This is a genomic window from Tenacibaculum sp. M341, assembly GCF_004337695.1.
Classification (GTDB): Bacteria; Bacteroidota; Bacteroidia; order Flavobacteriales; family Flavobacteriaceae; genus Polaribacter.
Genome location: NZ_SJXJ01000022.1, coordinates 54,903 through 75,051 on the forward strand (window position 1 = coordinate 54,903; position 20,149 = coordinate 75,051).

A 20,149-nucleotide genomic window follows, 5' to 3' on the forward strand; every position below is an offset into this window, starting at 1 on the left:
AATATTTAAGTTGATGAAACGTAATAAAACTGCAATTATATAATAAATCAAAACGAATATAAATTCAGATAAAACAACTTGAAGAATAAATTGTAAAATTGATTTGAATTTCAAATACTATAAAAATTATATGCATTTTAAAAATAGCATTTCCTTTATACTAATTATCTTATTTTTTGCTTTCAACAGCAATGCTCAAAAAAGCTCCTCGCTAATTGAATTGATACAAAATGAGCAATTTGAACAAGCTAAAAAACTCATTATTCGTAAACAAAACTTAAACGAACGTGACGAAAACAAAGCAACTCCTTTTATGTGGGCTATTTATAAAAATAGATTTGACATTGTAAAACTGCTTAAAAAACATGGAGCGAATACTCGTTTAAAGGGAATTATTATTGACGATGATAAAGAGGAACTATATGTTGGTAGCCCATTAACGGTAGCTACGTTAAAAAGCGACTTAGAAATAGTAAAGTTTCTTGTTTTAAAATGTGGTATCTCAGCAAACGACAAAGAAATTGATAGTGAAGGAAATGAAGCCTGGAGTGCTTTATTTTATCTAGCCTTTAGAGATGATTTTAAGCAAATAGCCGATTTTTTAATTCAGAAAGGAGCAAAAATTAATCACAAAGATTCAGAGCAATACACTCCACTTTCTTATGCTTTTTTATATGAAAATCACAACTATGTAAAATATTTACTTTCTAAAAAAGCTACTAGTAGTTTTATACAAGATTACAAAGGAATTACTCCTGCTTCATTTGCTATTGCTTGTAAGCAAGAGAACACTGCAAAAAAACTATTAAAAGAAAACAAAAGCTTAATTAATAAAAATGAGCAACCTTTATCAAACCCATTAACAACAGCTATTATTTATGAAAATGAAAACATGGTTAAATGGTTATTAAATAATGGTGCTGATAAAAAAGCTCCTTTAAAACACATTCAAACTATTTTTAAAGAAATTGAACATCTAGAAAATTACGGAGCATACCATTTATTAAGTACATATGTATTGAATGGAAAATTATTGAATGAAGAATTAATTTCTGCTGAAAACATTAAAACTATTATCAGGCAGACAAAAAAACCAGCTTTCTTTGCAATGCTATTTCAAAATGGTTTTACTATTACAGAAAAAGGAACAGCATTGTATCCAAAGAAAAAGTATTATACCAATGCTAATATTAATTACAAAGTAAGAATTTTAGAGGAAAACAATATCAAAATTAATCTTGACTCTGTAACTACTAATTTTATTGAAAAAGTAATCAAAGAGAAGAAATTCAACCAAAAAACTTTTGATCATTTAATACATCAACTGGATAAAAGTCATCCCATTTTTAACCAGTTAATGCAAACTGCTATTTACGCAAATAATATTTCTGCGTTTAATGCTATTCTAGATCAAAAAATCAACTTGAATCCTTCAGTTTATGAAAATTCGAATTTCTTATGGATGGCATATAAAAATGAAAACATTTATATGTTCAACAAATTAATTGAGAAAGGAGCTGACATAGAATTTAAGTTTAAAAATGATGAAACTATTTTACACCGAATCATCAATCATAAAAGACATCAAAATTGTGATAATGTATTTTTCTTAAAAACTTTATTAGAAAAAGGTGCGAATGTTAATGCTAAAAATGCAGATGGAAATACTCCTTTGCATTTATCCAAAGCAGAATGCTACAACCAATTACTCATCAAGCATCATGCAAATATTACACTACAGAATAATGAAAACGAAAAACCTTTAGAAAAACATAGCTTTTTCACTTTAAGAGAAGTCTTTACCTATGCTGAAAGTAAAGAGAATAAAACTGATTTATTCAATACTAGTCTACGTCTTTTCTTTTCAAGAGACAATGTATCTGAAAGATTTTCTTTCACTATTAAACATCTTTTAAACAAAGGCATAAACTTAAAAGATGATAAAACCGTTAGCGAAATTAATAACACCATTGTATCATTAGCTAAATCTAGTAATCATTTTAACCTTTTTAATAAGTTAATCAATCTTTTAAAAGAGCATGATTCATCATATAAAACTCCTAATATCAATCCTATTTTAATTGAAAAGCTAGCCAAAACATCCAAAATAAAAACACGAATTGTAGAAGCTATCACAAGTAATAATTTAGCTAAGTTTAAAGCAGCATTAAACAGTACTTCTTACAATCACGATACATTTTTAGTATGCTTGGCAATTGCTGCTCAATCTGAATCTCAAAAAATCGTACAATACCTTTTAGAACAAAGAGTAAATCCACTAAAAAGAAAGATCATCCCTTACAGTACTTCTTCTGATGCTGATGTAGATGTATTACAAACACTTGTAGACAAGAAGAATATAAAAGCTATCAAATTTATATTATCTAAAGATGAAAATACGAACAACTATGTTTCTGTAAGTTATGGTATCTTAAAAAACTACGATATTTTATGTGATTTGAAAGATGAGCAAATTATTAAAGAATATTTAGAGCTTCATTTTAAAAAGTATCCTAGACTTCTAAAAAACTTAGATCGCTCTGACGATATCTATAAGTTATGTTATGGTCCTGTAAAAAATAATCTTTTAGGAGTATTACAATATCTCTCTGAAAAAGGAATCAAAACATCTAAAAGTATTGGGTATAGAGTTAATAGAAGAAGTCAATTAAACTCTTATTTAATTTTTGACGAAAAAGTGGGACTTATAAATTACTTTTTAAAGAATGCGAACGAAAAACAAATACTCCATTTAATTGGTAATGACTTTAAACACATTATTAAAAATAATAGCACCCAACTTATTGATCTTTTTGTTCCTTACATTATTAAAGATCGAGAACTTAGATATAATTATTACAGACATGCTATACGATATGATAATAGTTATGCTATGAACGCTATTTTAAAAATACATCCTAAGGAAGAAACGGACATCCTTATAGAACATATTCGCCATGCCATTCAGCTAAGAAATTACAATTTTATTTCTGCATATTACGATAATGGCTTCAACATGTCTTTAAAATTATACAAACGAGGTCCTAATGTTGCTGGATCAGGAGATAGTGGTATGATTGAGTATGCCATTAATGAAGATCGCCCAGATATGGTTGATTTCTTAATTGAATGTGGTGTATCTCCTCTTACTCCTGAAAATAATAATGATAGTCCTATTGAATATGCTCTTGATACTTATGATTTAGATTTATTAACCTCTATTTTAAATTTAAATATTGATCCGAATATAATGGAAAGCTATTACCAAAGACCGTGGGCACAATACTTTTTAAACAGAAGTTTCAATGTTGGTTTTTTAGAGTTTTGGAAAAGAGGTGCAAATCCTAATTTACAAGATAGTGATGGTAATAATTTATTACAAAACATGATTATTAACGATTATGATTTTACCACTACTACTCCTGATATACTAGATAAAATAACAGATATCAATCATAGAAATAAAAAAGGAGAAACTGCTTTATTTTTAGCCTGCGAAACTGGTAACTTAAAAATAGTTGAAGCCTTATTGGCTAAAAAAGCTGATGTAAACATCAGTAACATTAACAATGTAACTCCATTAATGATTGCGGCATACACAAATAATACTTCAATAGTTGAAAAGTTACTTGCTAAAAACGCGGACAAAACTCAAAAAGATTACAACAACAGAAATGCATATGATTATGCACTACTTGGAAACGCTAAAGAAGTAATTTCTTTATTAAAATAAATCTATTAAAAAAGGCGCACTAAAAACTATGGAATATAATTCTCTAAGTAGCATTGAGAGTAATTTTATAGTTTTTAGTACACCCTTAATGAAGTGTTATCCTAAAACGGATTTTATTTTTTAATATATTTTTCTACTGCCACTGCTTCTTTAGCATCGTTTTTAAATTTCAAATAATACATTCCGCTTGATAAACCTTCAATACTACCATAATCATCTTCCAATTTAATCGTACGAATTAAAGCTCCGCTTAAGTTGATAACATCAACAGTATGTAGTTTTAAAAGATGAGTATTGTTTACTGCAAATCTTCCGTTACCAATGTTGTATTTTAAAATAGCAACATCACTTTCTTCTAAGGTTTCTTCAGCTACGCTTAATGTACTTGTTGTTCCAGAAAATTTAACTTCTGCTAAGCCCATAGATTGAAAAGCACTATTAAAAGGATTTAAAATATTAAACTTTACCAATCTTACTCCTTCTTTTTTTACGTTGAAGTTTTGAGCAAAATGTCCTCCAGGATAAATAGCTATTTTGGTTGCATAGGTTAAGTCATCAATATCATCTGTTGTAGCTGTATAAATTTCTATATCTCTTAATCCAGTTTTAACCGATTGTGTAGCGCTATTCCAATTCCATAAATGAACTTGATCAATGTCTTTAGCTTCACCTAAATCAAAAATAACTTCACCAGAAGTATACCCTCTCTCTGTAAACCACATATTACTTTCATCTTCATCGTGCGCAGTTCCTGGTGTTATAACTCCTCCTGAAAAACCAGAATCATTAATTAAATTCTCTGCTACGGATGGATCTCTTTCTGTTGGGAAACTTATTACTGAAGCAGGTGAAAATAAACCTTCTTTATCTCCTGCAAAATCATGAAATGTTAACTTCGGATTTTTAATTTCTATCGGATATGCATTTGGTAAAATACCTTGATCGTTAAAAAAGTCGTGAATTCTATTCATAATACTCGCAAACCACTCAGACTTATCCGCAAAACCATGAACTTGCTCACTTCCTAACCATAAACTAGCTGGTACACCTTTGTAATGTAAATATTGCACCATTTGGTGTGCTTCTGACACTCTTCCATCATTGGTTCCTGAAAAGCATATTACTGGAGGAAAATCTGCCCCATACACTTTGTGAGTAATAGGATCTGTTAACTTAGCAACCTCTTCTCCCCAATCTGCTTTTATTTCGTTATAATCATCTGTTGGTATTTTTATAGCCGGATCTATTAAAAAGAAAGCATTTGGTTTAGGAGATACACTTAAATCATCGTTAGTATCATCTAACCCTTCAGATAAAAAAGTAGACATTGCAATATGTGAACCTGCCGAGGCACCTGCCGCTGAAATTTCATTCGGATTAATTCCTAACATATCACTATTAGATCGTACCCAACGCATGGCACTCCTAGCATCTAAAACACAACTCTCCACACTTCCGTAGGTATAAGAAACAGATATTGCAACCATTCCTTGAGACGCTAAATAATTACACCATGGAAACATTTGAAAATACGATCCAGATACCCAACTACCTCCATGAAACATAACAATCGCTTTTCTATTGTCAGCATTTGTCCATGACTCAGGATAATATACTCGTAAACTTACATCTTCTCCACCGGTTTGCTTATACACAAACTCTTGATAAGTAGTATCGTTCACTGTAGGTGTTATAATCATTTTAACTGTTGCAGTAAAACCACCATCTTCAGTAGTTACACTAAGTATTACCTCTCCAACTGCCAATGCTTTTACCAATCCGCTAGCATCAATAGTAGCGATACTTTCATCACTAGATGTCCATGTATAGTTTGTATTAGTAGCATTATACGGTCTGATAATTGGTGGCAATAACGATAATTCACTTCCTTGATCTATGGTTAAAAACTTTTGTTCTTCAGCAACAAAAACACCCGTTACCGCTACTGTATTATCTGCTTCTGCTAACACAGTAATATTACTTTCAGCTTCAAATTCTCCATCTTCAGTAATTGCTTTAATCGTAACATTTCCTGTGGTTAAAAAAGTTAATTTCCCCGTTGCATCTACTGTTGCTACTCCTTCATCACTAGAAATCCAAGTAACATTTGTATTAGTTGCATTTGTTGGCTGAATAATTGGAAATAATTGTAACTCTTTATTTTTTTCTATGGATATATTCTCTTGATCTTCATTAAAAGCTACCGAAGTAACAGCTACAGCTGCACCCGTATTAATTTCAAACCCTTCTTTAATCCATCTATTAATTTCAATAGCTGTATATTCATTTTTCCAGTTATGCATATTTAACTTACGAAGATTCTTATAAAAAGTTTCTAAAGAATCCAATCCTAACACTTCAGTAATGTATCGTTCAAAAGATCTATCAGGATCTACATAATTTGGCAATGTTGTATTCGTTATCTCTTCTGATGTTTTGTCTTTCCAATCAGTAATACTTTGTAAATCTCTTTGAATATATAACGATGGAGTTGTTCCTTGTCCAGAGTAGGTATTATCTGAAAAAACTAAATCTTCGGATGCAAAAGTTCTATTTACAAAAACATGCTTCGAACCATCGTGGGTATTATGTACAATGTTACCACTTAAAGTACTATTTGTAAATTCACTTCTATCTAAATAAATATAATTGGTCGATTTTAAATTGTAAAGTATATTGTTTTCAATTTGCACATCTTTATTCTCTCCTCTTAAATACATTCCAATTCCGAAATGAGAAGCTTCATTTACATTTTGGTGTACTATAAAGTTATCTTTAAAAATTCCATTTTCCCAATCATCAATCTCAATAGCCCAACCTAAAGTTCTATTTGTTTGTTTAGATTCTCCTAACGAATTAAATACATTATCATTTACCAATAAGTTTTTAAAACGATAAGCACCTGTACGCACATTACCTCCTAACGAAATTCCTATTTCACAATCGTAATAAAAGTTGTTTGTAATGGTAATATCTGTACTACTACCCTCTCCTTTATTCGCTGTAAATTTTGCTCCAATACTACTTGGTCTGTAAAAAGAATTACCGTCAAATACTGTATTTTTTACAGAACTAAAATATAAATTGTGATTAAAAATAGTAGCCTGACCTCCATTTTGATCGTTATTACCTGCTAACGATTTTTGATACCATCCGTTATGATCAAAAATATTTTCTTCTAAAGTTATATCGTTCACCTGCTCTGTAAAAATCCCCGATGAATGGCTATCAGCGGCATAACTATCAAAAAACAAGTTTCTTCTTAATCTAATATTGGTTACTCCACCTAATTCTTTAGAAGAAATATTACAACCTTCAGTAAAACGAAAAGCACAACCTTCTACCAGCACATCATTTACAGTTCCTGCAGAAGCTGCGTATATAAAAAATCCAGGTATATTTCCTTTAAATGAAGTAAACTCAACATCGTTCGGATCACTTTTCTTTGCATAAAAATCAATTCCTATTACATAAAAGTGATTCAATTCACCTAAACTTCTAAATCCTATTTTTCCATCTAATAAAATTAAAGGCAATTCTTTTGAAGTTCCGTACGTTGCATATACAAAAGGTGCAGTCGCTGACGCTCCACTTTTAGGTTCTAATGTTTCTGTAAAAGTATCACCTCTTTTTAAAAGAATCCATGCAGCCTCTCCGTCAGTAACATTGGTTAACGCTTCTTTTACTGTTTTAAACGCTTTTATTGATCCGCTAGGCAAAAAAGGATCAGCACCCACTGCTCCATCTGTATGAGTATATACTTCGGCGGTATCATCGTCTCCTTCTTCGCTACTAACATATATAATTTTAGAAGCGTTCTCGGCATTTAATTTTGTCCAACCATTACTGTCTATAGTTTGTGAAAAAAGATGAAAGCTATTCATAAATAATATTAAATAGCTAATTTTCGATAAAAGTTTCATAGGGATTATTATTAACGTGTAAACTACCGTTTCTTATTTTATTAGTAAACTTATAGTTACAATTATTTTATAAATTTAATGGTACAAGAATAAAGCATTACCAACTAGTGCGCTACCCTGTTTTCAGGGAATTCACTTAAAGCAAAACACCTCTGACTTTTAAGCGTTTAAAAACAGGTGATCTTCTTCTTTTATTTTAACAAACTATCTGTTTATTGATTGACAAAATTGTTAGCATAGTAATTAAAAAACAACTAATTTTATTGTAAATAATATTATGACAGTATTAGAGAGTTTTCAACTACTGATAGATTTTGGCTTGGTTGTTCTTATTTGGATGGTTCAATTATTAATTTATCCTAGTTTTCTTTTTTATTCAAGGGAGCAATTGATTAAATGGCATCACGTTTACACTCAACGTTTGAGCTTTATTGTAATTCCTCTAATGTTTTCTCAGTTGTTTTTAACTGTATATCTTTTCTTTATTGGTATATCAATGTCTTCTTCCATCAATTTAGTGGTGGTTTTATTACTTTGGGCTAGTACTTTTTCAATGTTTGTACCTATACATTCTAATATCTCTAAAGGAAATTCTAATCCTGAAATGCTAAATCGTTTGGTGAGTATCAATTGGTTTCGTACCATTTTATGGACGTTGTTATTTTTATATAATTCTCGATGTTTTTTTTAATTGAGCGAAATGTAAGTTAGTTTCTTATCTCTGTTATTGGAGGTTTGTTATTTGTGAGTTTACACCATATTCTTTTTTTCTTTTCTGAATGGGCATGGATTGCAACCTTAAATTAGCCCTGGGAGTTAAATAGTAAATATTTTATAATAGAATATATTAAAAATGAAAATATTAGAAATAGAACTATAAAACCTACTATTCTATTTAGCTTATAAAACTTCTTATCTAGATATCTTTTGTTATTGGTCCTTATCGGGTCTATTAAAACTAAAACAATAGAACCAATCATTTCAATAAAACCAAAATGTTTATTATTACTCATTTTTAATATAATTTTCATCTTTAATCAAGGGCTAGCGCTCGACTCCTGTCGAGTGATTCGTTAACTAAATCAACCTATAAAACCTACATCATCTATTCTTAAAACTGTATTATCTTCTTGAAAATTCTTGGCGCTACTATACTTCCAATCTTCAGGAGATGTTACAAAACCACTTTTAACTGGGTTATTATGTATATAATCTATCTTTTGCTTTATAACTTTTTCACTCCAAAGCTCTATCGGTTTGTTATGATGCTGCCAAAATTGATATTTATTTACATTTCTCTGTTTTGTCCCAGCTCTTTCAAACATAAACAATAACCATTCTTTTCTACTCTCGTAAGGGTTATTTTGTATAGCCTCAATCATTTTTTTTGAAGTGTATCTTTTAAAATCTCTCAACAATTCCATCGGTTGTTCTTTATTAGAACGAAATATAAAATGTACATGGTTTGTCATAAAACAATAACAGTACAACTCCATACCTTTATTTTTCCTACAAAAATCTATACTTTCTGATAATATATTAAAATAAAGTTCACGTGTAAATACATCTATCCAATACACCGTAGCAAAACTTACAAAATATAATCCTGATTTATTATGAAATTTATATTTTCTACTCATAGCTCTTCAAATATAAAAAAACTACCTCAATCATTACAATTAAGATAGTTTATATATTCTACTTTGACTTACTAGGACGGTACTTGACAGAGTCGAGCACTAGCCACTACTTTTTATTTATTCAGGCATGAGTGGGAGCACTAAAGAAAATTATTAATCAGCTACTAAATAGTTTTTCAAAACATCTAATATTGTTTACCTATTTGATTATCTTTTAAAGCTTAAAAAAATCATTTCAAATGTTAGGTTAGCCGCTCGACTCCTGTCGAGTGACTCATTAACTAAATAAACTTACAAACATGCAAAAAATATAATCTTGATCTATTATCAGATTTATAGGCTCTAATCATAACTCTTCAAATATAAAAAACTACCTCAATCATTATAATTAAGGTAGTTTATATAGTTATTCTATTTTTACTTACTAGGACGGTACTCGACAGAGTCGAGCACTAACCACTACTTTTTATTTATTCGGGCATGAGTGGGAGCACTAAAGAAAACTATTAATAAGCTACTAAATAGTTTTTCAAAACATCTAAAATTGTTTACCCATTTGGTTATCTTTTAAAGCTTTAAAAAATCATTTCAAATGTTAGGTTAGCGCTCGACTCCTGTCGAGTGACTCATTAACTAAATAAACTTACAAACCTGCAAAAAATATAATCTTGATCTATTATCAGATTTATAGGCTCTACTCATAGCTTTTCAAACATAAAAAACTACCTCAATCATTACAATTAAGGTAGTTTATATAGTTATTCTATTTTTACTTATTAGGACGGTACTCGACAGAGTCGAGCACTAGCCACTACTTTTTATTTATTCGGGCGCGAGCGGGGCACGGATTGCAAATCCGCGCTAACATATCCGAGCCATTAGTTTTTTTCCTATAAAGTATAAATCAAATAAAAGTAAAAGTATTATTAAAACAACCTGTATTGAACTTATACAAGGTTCACATTTTACACCCCTTATACAAGGTGCACAATTAGGCTTTATTAGATAAACTATATAAAAAACCGAAACATTCAATATTAATAATAATATACTTTTTTCATTCTCTTATTATTTAATCTGTTGCAATAATAGGTTTCTTTATCCTTTTAAATATCTTTCCATCATCTTCATATTTTTTTAGGATCATAACTAAATAGATAAGGGTATAGAATACCATCATTGTTATCGCGGATTTGTAATCCGTGAGTTTTTATAACTTTAATTTTTTTTCTCTTATGAAAAACAAAAAACTACTCCACAAATTAATGTAAAGTAGTTTCTTTATTTATGCTCTATATGGGCACGATTGCAAATCCGCGCTAGCATACCGAGCTATCTGGTTCTAGATAAAATCAAAACATTAATAACTATCAGAGAACGACTAGTAAAAAGTAAAGCTGATTTAACCAAATATCCCAATGAACTAAAACATTTTGCTCCTGAATTAAGCAAAGTAGCTCAAAAGAATATTAAAAAATCTGTAAAAGTATTTACCGATGAAATTAAACGAATTGAACAAGAAATTCAAGCTTTAATAATTTCTGATGAAAAACTTAATACTACTATTAGTTTAGCTACTTCTGTTACTGGAATTGGTAAACTTACAGCACTTTACTTAACTATATTTACCAATATGTTTACTCGTTATGAAAATGCTAAACAATTAGCTTGTTATTGCGGAGTTGTACCTTTTGAATATAGCTCTGGAACTAGCATCAAAAAAAGATCTAGAGTTCATCATATGGCAAATAAAACACTCAAAAAACAGTTGCATCTCTGTGCTTTATCGGCAATACAATATGACATAGATCTTAAAAATTATTACAATAGAAAAGTAGAAGAAGGTAAATCTAAAATGTTAGTTATTAACAATGTGAGAAACAAACTTGTGCATAGAGTCTGTGCAGTAATTAAAAAGCAACAGCCTTATGTGAAAACTGTTGCTTAAATTTTATTACTTTTTACTTGTTTTTATCATGGAAATCGGAGGCTATTTTATAAGAAAATTACTGTGCATAAAATAATCTCTAGATACTTCTATAATTAATTCCAAGTCCTCACTAAAGATTATAGTTTCCCAATGAGTACTTGCTATAAAGTCTTCCCATTCATCTATAAATTTTTGAGTTGAAATTTTTATAGCAGGTTCATTCCAACCATAAGTAATTATTAAATTTTCTTTATTGGATAATTTAGAGTTTCTCAATGCTATTTCATTCTCTTTCTCATCTCCTTCATTGTCAAAAAAAAATTTATTATAAGTTGGTATTTTAACCCAATTTATTTGAGTTTTAACTCTATTTCCATCTTCAAAAGAGGTTTTTGGAATATTTATTTCATCAAAGACATCTTTAATATAATTCTGTGACTTTTCATCAACTATAAGTATCTCATCAATAACTTCTAGTAACTTCCAGTTATTTATATCTTGGTTTTCCATCATTTAAAAGTACTATTTTTAATTATTTGATTTATTTGTTGCTCTCCTGCTTTTATGAGGATAGCTCCTTTTTCCTTTCCATTCCACCAATTAATGTGTCCTCGAGTTCCTATAGTACCGTTAAAATCATAATCAATTCTCCAACCTTTCTTTCCGTTTGCAGATTGAAAACCGACTTGAATTCCTTCTTGACTTCCGAATTTACCGAATTTAGGCACGGCTCCATCTCCTAAATCTCCAATAATATCATTCGCAACCTTTAAACCATTCTCAAGAGTACCATCATTAAGTTCCGTAATTATTTCTTTTCCTAATTTACCCGTTTCCTTATCTAAAACTTTTCCTGTTGTCTTAACTAAATTAGCTGCTTCATCTCCATATTTTAAATATTTTGCAGACTTAAAAGCATCTCCAAAATAAGCAAATGCCCCCATAGCTGTCAAACCTGCATTACCATAATCTCCACTAGTGAGATATGTTAGACTATGAACACCATCTACAATTCCAGAAGGATCAATAGCTCCAGCTAAATCTGCCGTTAAATGTGCTGAATCAGTGAAAGCCTCTGACATTTCACCAATACCAGTTGCCATATCTATTCTATTTGATTCAGAATCAAATTCAGCATTAGGAACACCTGCTTTTTGTCTCATTTGTTCACTATGAGCTTTTGTTACCTTTTTAGCTCCACTTGAAAATTTTTCTTTAATATTTTGAACCCCTTGGTAACCCCAACGAATTATTTCAAACATATACTGATTAGGTAGTAATTCTCTACCCTCAAGTTCCATTCCCATACCTATCTTGTTTTCTGCAAAAGCATACGTTGCATTATAAGCAAAGTCTTCGGCTAAGGGATCAATACTCCAGAAACGAGCATAAGAAGGATCATAAAACCTATATTTAAACTCATTTACATTTAAACCTAATTCATCGTGATATTCTTGCCCTTGGAATGTTTTGTATTTTTGTCCTTTATTATCCCCTAAAGAATTAACTATATTATTATACCCCTTGTGACGCAGTCCAAAAGGATAATAATTAGATTCTTCAATAATTTCTGTAGCAGCATCAATAACACCATTTTTATCATTATCTGTATATGATAAACGTATGTTTCCTAAATGGTCTTTGTACTGGTAAATGTATTCAAATGATGAGATTGCCGCGCTACCGCTCGCAATGACGGGTTTTATATATCCCTCTGCGTGGTTAAAGAATTGTAATACAAATGGAGCATCTATAGTAGTCGAAGATCTGCTACTTGTTAAATTACTGCTTTTTGCCGCTGAAAACAAAATAGGACCACCACCTGGTTTTATAGCTGGGGGTGTATGTCTTTCATAAATATAATTACCAGCATATTGCGTAGTGGTAGTAGCTCCTCCTATAAAAACACTTTTAGAAAGTTTTACTCCAGATGCATCGTACGTATATGATATATCACTATTCCCAATTCTTACTATTGTTGGTAAGTTTAAGTGATTATAATCTATTTGAGTAATTCCTTTATTAGTATCCACTCGCATATTCCCATTGGCATCATAACTATAATCATTAGCTGTATCAGCAGTGGTATTTACAGCATCGTCTTTAAAACCAAACTGATCTAATATTGCATTATCTGTAACTTTAGAAAGCTTGTTACTATTGGCAACGTACGTGTAACTTAAATCATCCATGTCACCAAAACTAGTAGCACCAATATTTGTGTGCCCCTTTCTTTTAAGTGTTAAAATGTTTCCATTTTTATCATAACTAATGCCTGAAACATTATAATTTGGTGTTTCTGTACCTGTTGCTGCTGTTAATCTATTTAACGCATCATAAGCATAAGAATACTCATTTAAAGCAGTACCACCCGCTGTGCTTTCACTTAGACTATTCCAACTTGTTTGCGATATGTTTCCGTTAAATAATGCCACTCCACCTGATGTTGGTCTGTTATACTTTATGCTAAAGTTAAACAAATCATTGTCATTATTTGCATCGTCGTTAATATTTGTTAACCAACCACGTACATTGTACTTATAATCTACCTTCTGTAAGCCACCACCTACTTCTTTATTGATTAACTGACCTAACTCATCATAATTGTTTGATACAATAACTTCTTCTTCTTGGCTATTGATCTTTTGCTTTTGGCTTTTTAATCGTGCTGCATGATCGTACTCAAAACTATCAACTGTAACAATGGCTGTGTTTCCTGATTTTGTATGACTTGCTTTTGTTTCTAACACCTTTCCTACAAAATCTAATTCGCTCTCCATAATATCAGTTGTTCCTAAATATTCATTATGTGAGTACACATAAACAGGATGTGCCTTTTCATCGTAACAAGTAACTGTAGTAATCCATTGATCAGTATCAGTGTCTAATACTTTTACTTTTGATCCTGTTACCAATCCTTTTAATCGTGACGTAGAATTTTGCGATGAATTATTATACAATGCTACAGTGGTTGATGCTTCTTTTACATCAAACGTATAGTTATCGTAATAATTAACAGTTAACACTTCTAAATTAGTACTTGGAAAGTTATTACTACTGTAGTAGACTCCTTGTGTTCCTGCTGATGCTAATTTTGTTTCGTAATACTTACTTGCTGTATTGCTTTCTGTATTATCTTCTGTACTGTTCTCTGTATTAAAAAGGGTTTGCATTGCTAGCTGTGAAAGCGCACTACTATGCTTATAAATCCCTGTGTATACTATTCTACCTAAAGCATCATATTTGGTAAACAACCATCTATTATTTCTTCTTAAATAGGCATCTTGTGTTAATACAGGGCGATCTAACTTATCATATACAATATATTCCCATTCTTTTCCTGGTATTTTCTTTTTTACCAATCTGTTTCTGTAATCATATTCATATTGATAACATAATTCAGATAATTCAGTACTCGTAACTACTCCAGATGATAGGTCTACTTTTGGAGGTAATACATAGGTTAAATTTCCAAAATCATCGTATACATAATAGGTATCGTGAGCCTCACTATTTGAACCTACCAATGCATAAGTTCTTTTTAAAACTACTTGTCCTTGTTTGTTTTTAAACTCTTCTGTCGTATGCAAAGTACTTGCTGTACCAGCATGATTCTCATCTTTAGTTACTGTTTTGTATAACTCTCCTGCAGCATAATAACTTGTCCCTCCTGCTAAACTTGGTGTAAACACATTATTACTTGCTGTGATTGATACTGTAAACAAACGAACTTCGTTAGCGCTATTGGTTTGATAGTCAAACTTTATTTCATGACCACCGTTTAAACGCCAATCGTAACCAGGTGCTGCTTGTTTTTCTACTCTATTTAATGGAGAGTTATCAAACTCTTTTCTTGAAAATGCATTGATTAAATTTACCTCTGTTACACCAGGAAAATCATCAACATAGTTTGTTTTGTAATATTGTTGTGTTGCTGTTTTTGCTCCTGATACAATAGCTCCATTACTTTGCGTAGTTACATATGGTAAAAACTCGTCTACTTGTCTACCTAAATCATCATACTCTACATGAGTAACAATATCTTTTTTTGTAGGTGATTGTTTGATACCAATGCTTTGTTTCGCTCTTCCCAAACCATCAAAATATGCTATCGACTCTATAACATCGCTGTTCTCTGCTACGGTTGTACTAGTAGTAGCTATTTGATAATCTCTAGTAAACACATAGTTTTCATTGTTATTTAAACTTAATGGTAAGTATAAATCTGATATTATTTGTGCTGTAAAATCTGAACCTGCTCTTATAATAGTAGTAGGCTTTATGGTAATACTGTTAGCAGCCTTTACTGTTAGTCTGCCAGTAATAGTATCATTTTCTATTACTTTATCGTCTTGTACTTGCCCTAGCAATAATAAGGGCAACTGTATTAAAAATACTAATAAAATTTTTCTCATAGCCATATTAGTTTTTATAGTTGTATCTGTGTTCTTTAATAAGATTTCCTGATGCATCTTTTATAAAGTGTAATCTATTAAAGTTATCATATTCGTAATATATTACTTCTCCTCTTGGATCTGTAACACTAGTGACTCCAATTAATGGATTGTATGTAAAAGTAGTTACTTGGGCATCTTGTAAAGTAGCTAAACTACGTAAGCTATTTAACGCTGCTCTTAATTCTCCTTCTTTCCCTGTATTTCCTTGGGTAGTATCCGTATCTAAATCTGATGCCTCTTGTATCGTAGTAATATAACTTAGTGGTATTTCACTCAATGTAGCATTTTCTATTTTAGCTACTGGTTGTGATGCATTATATCCCCATATATACACTATGTGAGTACCATCTTGCTTACTAACTTCTGTAGGGTTTCCTCTATCATTATAACTATGATATTTGATTCTATCTTCTAAATCACTCCCTCCTTTACTGGTTTGAACTTTTTCAAGTAAGTTTAAACCTTCAAATCTATCATATACAAAATACTGTTTACTTAACTCTGTAACAGTATCTCCTTCTTTTTTAGAAGTAGTAATTTCTTGAGGGTTTACTCCTGGAGGAGCATATTTACCAGAGTTATCGGCTGTATCTAATAATAAATCACCAGAACCATCATAAACATACTTTGTTTCTGTAATTAAGGTTTCTCCCTTACTGTTTTTTGCCGTTGTTTTGGTTGTTTGATAATGATCTGGATTCTCATAAGAATATGCAGTCTCACTTATCACCTCATTCACTTCATTAGATGAATTACGATAAAAATCTACCTGAACCTCTTTATTCAACGATATAAAAAACTTTCTGTATTTATAGGTATTAGCATAATAATTACTCATAGATGTTGGAAGCCCCAATGGACATATACCATTTTGAGGAAATGAATATCCATATGCATATCCTTCAGGATCGGTAGCATAAGATTCACAAACATTATTGTATGTATTTGTAAGCTTTAAAGTATATCCATTAATTTCAATATCATCCTCATCACCTATAATTTCTCTTGTGTACTCTGAATGTTTGTATTGAACGATTTGATTATCCTTATTATAAGTTTTAACCGATTTTAAGCGTCCATCAATAGTAGGCACAATAATTGGCGCATTCTCTTCTGCTCCAGCAATTCTATTATTTTCTGAATTGTAAAAACTATAAACATTAAATCCTGAAAATGTATCGTAATCTTTATAAATAATTTCTGTAACAGTTGAATAGCCTACATCTATTTTTTGTTTTGAAAACAAGTTATAGTTAAACGTTTGCTCTATTCTATAACTCTGACAATCATTAGGATTTGTTGTACTTGTTGAAGCAGCTCTTGATTGAGGATCTGAATCTTGTGGGTTTACTATTGGTTGATCAGGATGATTATCTTCTACAATGTCATCACCAACATTAAGTCCACCGCCTCCACGACCATCATCATAATAAGTAAACCCTCTTAAAGATTTAAAAATATTTCTTTTTTGATGTAAGGCTGCAGTTGTATGATAATTAAAATCTCCAATTACTAGCTGTAATTTTTCCTCTATTGTTAACGGATCTTCTGGAGGAACTGGGTCTACTCTTTGGTCTTCTATGTACTGAAGATACTCTGCATGTAATGAATCATAAGACAACCAATTTTGACTAATACTTGAAGCACTTCCGTTTACAGAAACAGGAAAATCTCCTCTATTTATATTCACAACATTAGAGGTTCCTATCCCTGGTAATGTTATAGTGTATGCATCAGCAGCTACCCAATAGTTATTTATATTTTCCACTAAAATATTTGCTCCAGACCATGTTAAATAAGTTCCATCATTTCCTATAATAATATCTTCATTATTTATTGGTCTAATCCCTTTTACACTTGAAAGAAACTCGCTAAAAGAAATATCTTCTACTACTGGATCTGGATCTACACTAGGCTCTTCCTCTATTAAATATTTAGATAAATCATTGTAATAATAATATTTAGTAAAAGAACCGTTATCTACACTATTATCTATAATCTTTTTTACTCTAAAAGCCCCTAGACCTTCTTCATAAAAAAACTCCGAACTTCCTCCTGTAGGATATTCTATTCTATTTAGAGAACCGATAATTGCATTTGAAAAACTTGTTGAACCTTCAATACCAAAATTATTATAATACCCTAAAAAATCATATTTATCAGAAGTTCTAGAAGGTAATTCGTTAGGTCTTATATAAGAAAACGTATAAGCTTGATAGTCTCCATTTGTTGATGTATCAGCTGTTATCACTCCATCTCCTGTACTACTTCCTGCTCCATAACTATAATTCTCATATATTCTAAGTTCATCTAATTTTAATCGAAGATTATCTGTAGAAGTTCCTGAAATAATACTAGGGGTACTATTATCTCCATTGTTAAAATATGATTGTTCTAATTGAAATGATTTGAGCTTTCTTGTGCTCTCATTTTGATGAAAAACAGAAATTTTACTAACTCTTGAACCTCCTGATAAATCATTTCTACTATTATAAGTTAAACCTAATTGTTTAATACCGTTTACTTCAATCTCATAAACTTTAGGCTGTCTTATCGTGTATGTTGGTGTTTCTAAACTTTTAGTAGTAGTTGATATGTAATAACTGCTATTATCGCAATTTTTTTCTTCTTTTCTTTCCCTTACTTTTCTCAAGGGCATTTCTTGACTCCAACTAACACCTGGTATGTAATTGAAAACTATTTCATTATTGTTATGTCTCACGTTTGATAAGTACCAAGATGAAATATACTCGTAGCCAAATTCATCTCCTGATAAGCTTGATACAGCAGTACTGGTATATTCGTACTGAGAAAATGTATATTGAATACCTTTTACATCTGTAATAATCCATTCTTTTATATCTGTATCATTTCTTAGTGTTTTGTATTCTATTTTTAATGTTGGATCCTCAATACAATATACATCTCCTCTATTATAATGTGTAACAATTGTTCCTGACAAACCATTTACAGAGAACGAAAAAGTATCATATTCAAGATCTAAATTTCCTTTTTCATAATCTTTAAACATATTAACTAATTCCTGTCGTTTACCTTGTGAACTAGTAAAAATTCTAGTAGAGTTCCCTCCTCTATAAAAACTTAAAATACTTTGAACCTGACTATTTGTAACTTTAGTATAATTAGATCCATTTACTTCACCATCTGGTAATCCATTTACTGTTCTTGAAACAACTCCTCCCATATTAAGATTCCATCCTAAACCTACATCAGAAGCTACTTGATTTACTTTAACCCCTGCGTTATAACTTAAACTTACAGGCAAACTAATACTACCTGCCTGTAATGTATGTATAGGAATATTGATAGTAGGCTTTCCTTCAAACAAATTTAAATCACCTTTATATTTTGTAAAAGCTGCTGCTTCCGGAGACTGTGGTATAATCTCAGGCAATTCTTGTCCATGTACCATGAACCCACCAAGTACCATAGCGATACTCAAAAATAATTTCCTCATAAGAATATTAGATTTTTAGCAATTTATATTTAACAATTTTCTATTCGAGTTGGCAAAACTAGTACTTAAATACCTTATTGCCAAATGTTTTTTTGAAAAAGGAAATATTCTTAGTTATAAAAACGCATCAATTACACATAAAACTCATTAAACAAGCTTTTCTACAACTATTGGTTACTTAATACAAAATCTAAAACTTCTACAACCATTGCAAATTACCCCGCAAACCTTGAAATTTAATTTTGACTAACAATAAAAACATCTTAATATTACATTTAAAAAAGTTATGACCAAAGCATCTAAATCCATTTACCAATACCGCAAAACCCCAACTGAATTAATTTCTTTCAGCAATACTTTTTTAAAAAGATTATTAAGACAATAATTATGACCACATAAAACTAATTAACCTTTTAATTAGCTTCTATACTGACTCAAGCCTTCTTAGTTTGAGTTTTTTTATGCTTTAAACACTACTTTTTACTTCATTTAATAACAAAATCAACCTTATGAAATTAAAAAAACATCAAGATCGAAACTAGTTTCGGTCTTGATGTTTTGTAAAAAAGGTCTTGATCAATTTTTTATTTCTCATTTAGCAAGCTAAACAAAGACGCTCTTCTTTTTTAAACGTTCTCAATTTCAAACACTGCCTTAATAATGATAACTGTTGTGAAAAATTCTACAACTATATAAAGTATTAACTCTATTACTACAATTTTATAGGCGAAAAAAGTTCTCGATACACTTTTTCGTACCTCAAAAGCACTCGAACTGACAATTTAGAGTTGCTTAAATTTCTATGTTCACAACAAGCTTTCATAGTAACAACTAACAGATTGCTTCGCTCCACTGCGTTTCGCTCGCAATGAACTGTGCTTAAAAACAAATATTTTCTTGATAATTTTCTATATATTTTTGCTTAGAATTAGCTATTGCAAAAGCTTGTTTTAAAAGTTTATTAGCAATAGCTATTTTTATAACTCTT

General features: G+C 30.6%; 8 protein-coding genes. 3 read left to right on the forward strand and 5 right to left on the reverse strand.

All coding sequences use genetic code 11. The features are described 5' to 3' along the window. The first annotated feature begins 130 nt into the window (after window positions 1-130). Window positions 131-3,733, forward strand: coding sequence for an ankyrin repeat domain-containing protein (locus EYW44_RS18715; RefSeq protein WP_132726299.1), 3,603 nt, complete (start codon window positions 131-133; stop codon window positions 3,731-3,733). A gap of 113 nt (window positions 3,734-3,846) precedes the next feature. Here EYW44_RS18715 and EYW44_RS18720 read toward each other — a convergent pair whose 3' ends face one another. Next, entirely contained in the window at window positions 3,847-7,656 is a 3,810-nt protein-coding gene (locus EYW44_RS18720) for an Ig-like domain-containing protein (protein ID WP_132726302.1), read from the reverse strand. 277 nt (window positions 7,657-7,933) lie between these two features. Here EYW44_RS18720 and EYW44_RS18725 point away from each other — a divergent pair, with 277 nt between their 5' ends. After that, entirely contained in the window at window positions 7,934-8,347 is a 414-nt protein-coding gene (locus EYW44_RS18725; RefSeq protein ID WP_132726305.1) for a hypothetical protein, read from the forward strand. A 391-nt stretch (window positions 8,348-8,738) separates the two neighbouring features. Here the strand turns inward: EYW44_RS18725 and EYW44_RS18730 are convergent, their stop codons facing one another. Continuing rightward, window positions 8,739-9,296, reverse strand: a complete 558-nt coding sequence (locus EYW44_RS18730) for an REP-associated tyrosine transposase (protein ID WP_132726307.1) — start codon at window positions 9,294-9,296, stop codon at window positions 8,739-8,741. A 1,306-nt stretch (window positions 9,297-10,602) separates the two neighbouring features. On the opposite strand from EYW44_RS18730, the gene EYW44_RS18735 reads away from it, so the two are divergent. Next, window positions 10,603-11,244 (forward strand): transposase, encoded by a 642-nt coding sequence (locus EYW44_RS18735; protein ID WP_165872272.1) that lies wholly within the window; start codon window positions 10,603-10,605, stop codon window positions 11,242-11,244. A gap of 42 nt (window positions 11,245-11,286) precedes the next feature. Here the strand turns inward: EYW44_RS18735 and EYW44_RS18740 are convergent, their stop codons facing one another. From EYW44_RS18740 to EYW44_RS18750, 3 genes are read right to left on the reverse strand one after another with little or no spacing between them, the layout of a single operon-like run. After that, window positions 11,287-11,736, reverse strand: a complete 450-nt coding sequence (locus EYW44_RS18740; RefSeq protein WP_132726312.1) for a hypothetical protein — start codon at window positions 11,734-11,736, stop codon at window positions 11,287-11,289. Next, the gene (locus tag EYW44_RS18745) at window positions 11,736-15,641 is read right to left on the reverse strand and encodes a DUF6443 domain-containing protein (protein WP_132726314.1); all 3,906 of its coding nucleotides are present in this window, start codon (window positions 15,639-15,641) and stop codon (window positions 11,736-11,738) included. Before EYW44_RS18745 ends, EYW44_RS18740 begins: the two co-directional genes overlap by 1 nt. 7 nt (window positions 15,642-15,648) lie before the next feature. Next, a complete protein-coding gene (locus EYW44_RS18750; protein ID WP_132726316.1) occupies window positions 15,649-19,161 on the reverse strand; it encodes an RHS repeat protein in 3,513 nt (1,170 codons plus the stop codon). Window positions 19,162-20,149: the final 988 nt, after the last annotated feature.

Excerpts from the sequence above, each read along its gene's own strand:
- EYW44_RS18715 (WP_132726299.1), top strand. The coding sequence starts at position 131 with ATGCATTTTAAAAATAGCATTTCCTTTATACTAATTATCTTATTTTTT.
- EYW44_RS18720 (WP_132726302.1), bottom strand. The coding sequence starts at position 7,656 with ATGAAACTTTTATCGAAAATTAGCTATTTAATATTATTTATGAATAGC.
- EYW44_RS18725 (WP_132726305.1), top strand. The coding sequence starts at position 7,934 with ATGACAGTATTAGAGAGTTTTCAACTACTGATAGATTTTGGCTTGGTT.
- EYW44_RS18730 (WP_132726307.1), bottom strand. The coding sequence starts at position 9,296 with ATGAGTAGAAAATATAAATTTCATAATAAATCAGGATTATATTTTGTA.
- EYW44_RS18740 (WP_132726312.1), bottom strand. The coding sequence starts at position 11,736 with ATGGAAAACCAAGATATAAATAACTGGAAGTTACTAGAAGTTATTGAT.
- EYW44_RS18745 (WP_132726314.1), bottom strand. The coding sequence starts at position 15,641 with ATGAGAAAAATTTTATTAGTATTTTTAATACAGTTGCCCTTATTATTG.
- EYW44_RS18750 (WP_132726316.1), bottom strand. The coding sequence starts at position 19,161 with ATGAGGAAATTATTTTTGAGTATCGCTATGGTACTTGGTGGGTTCATG.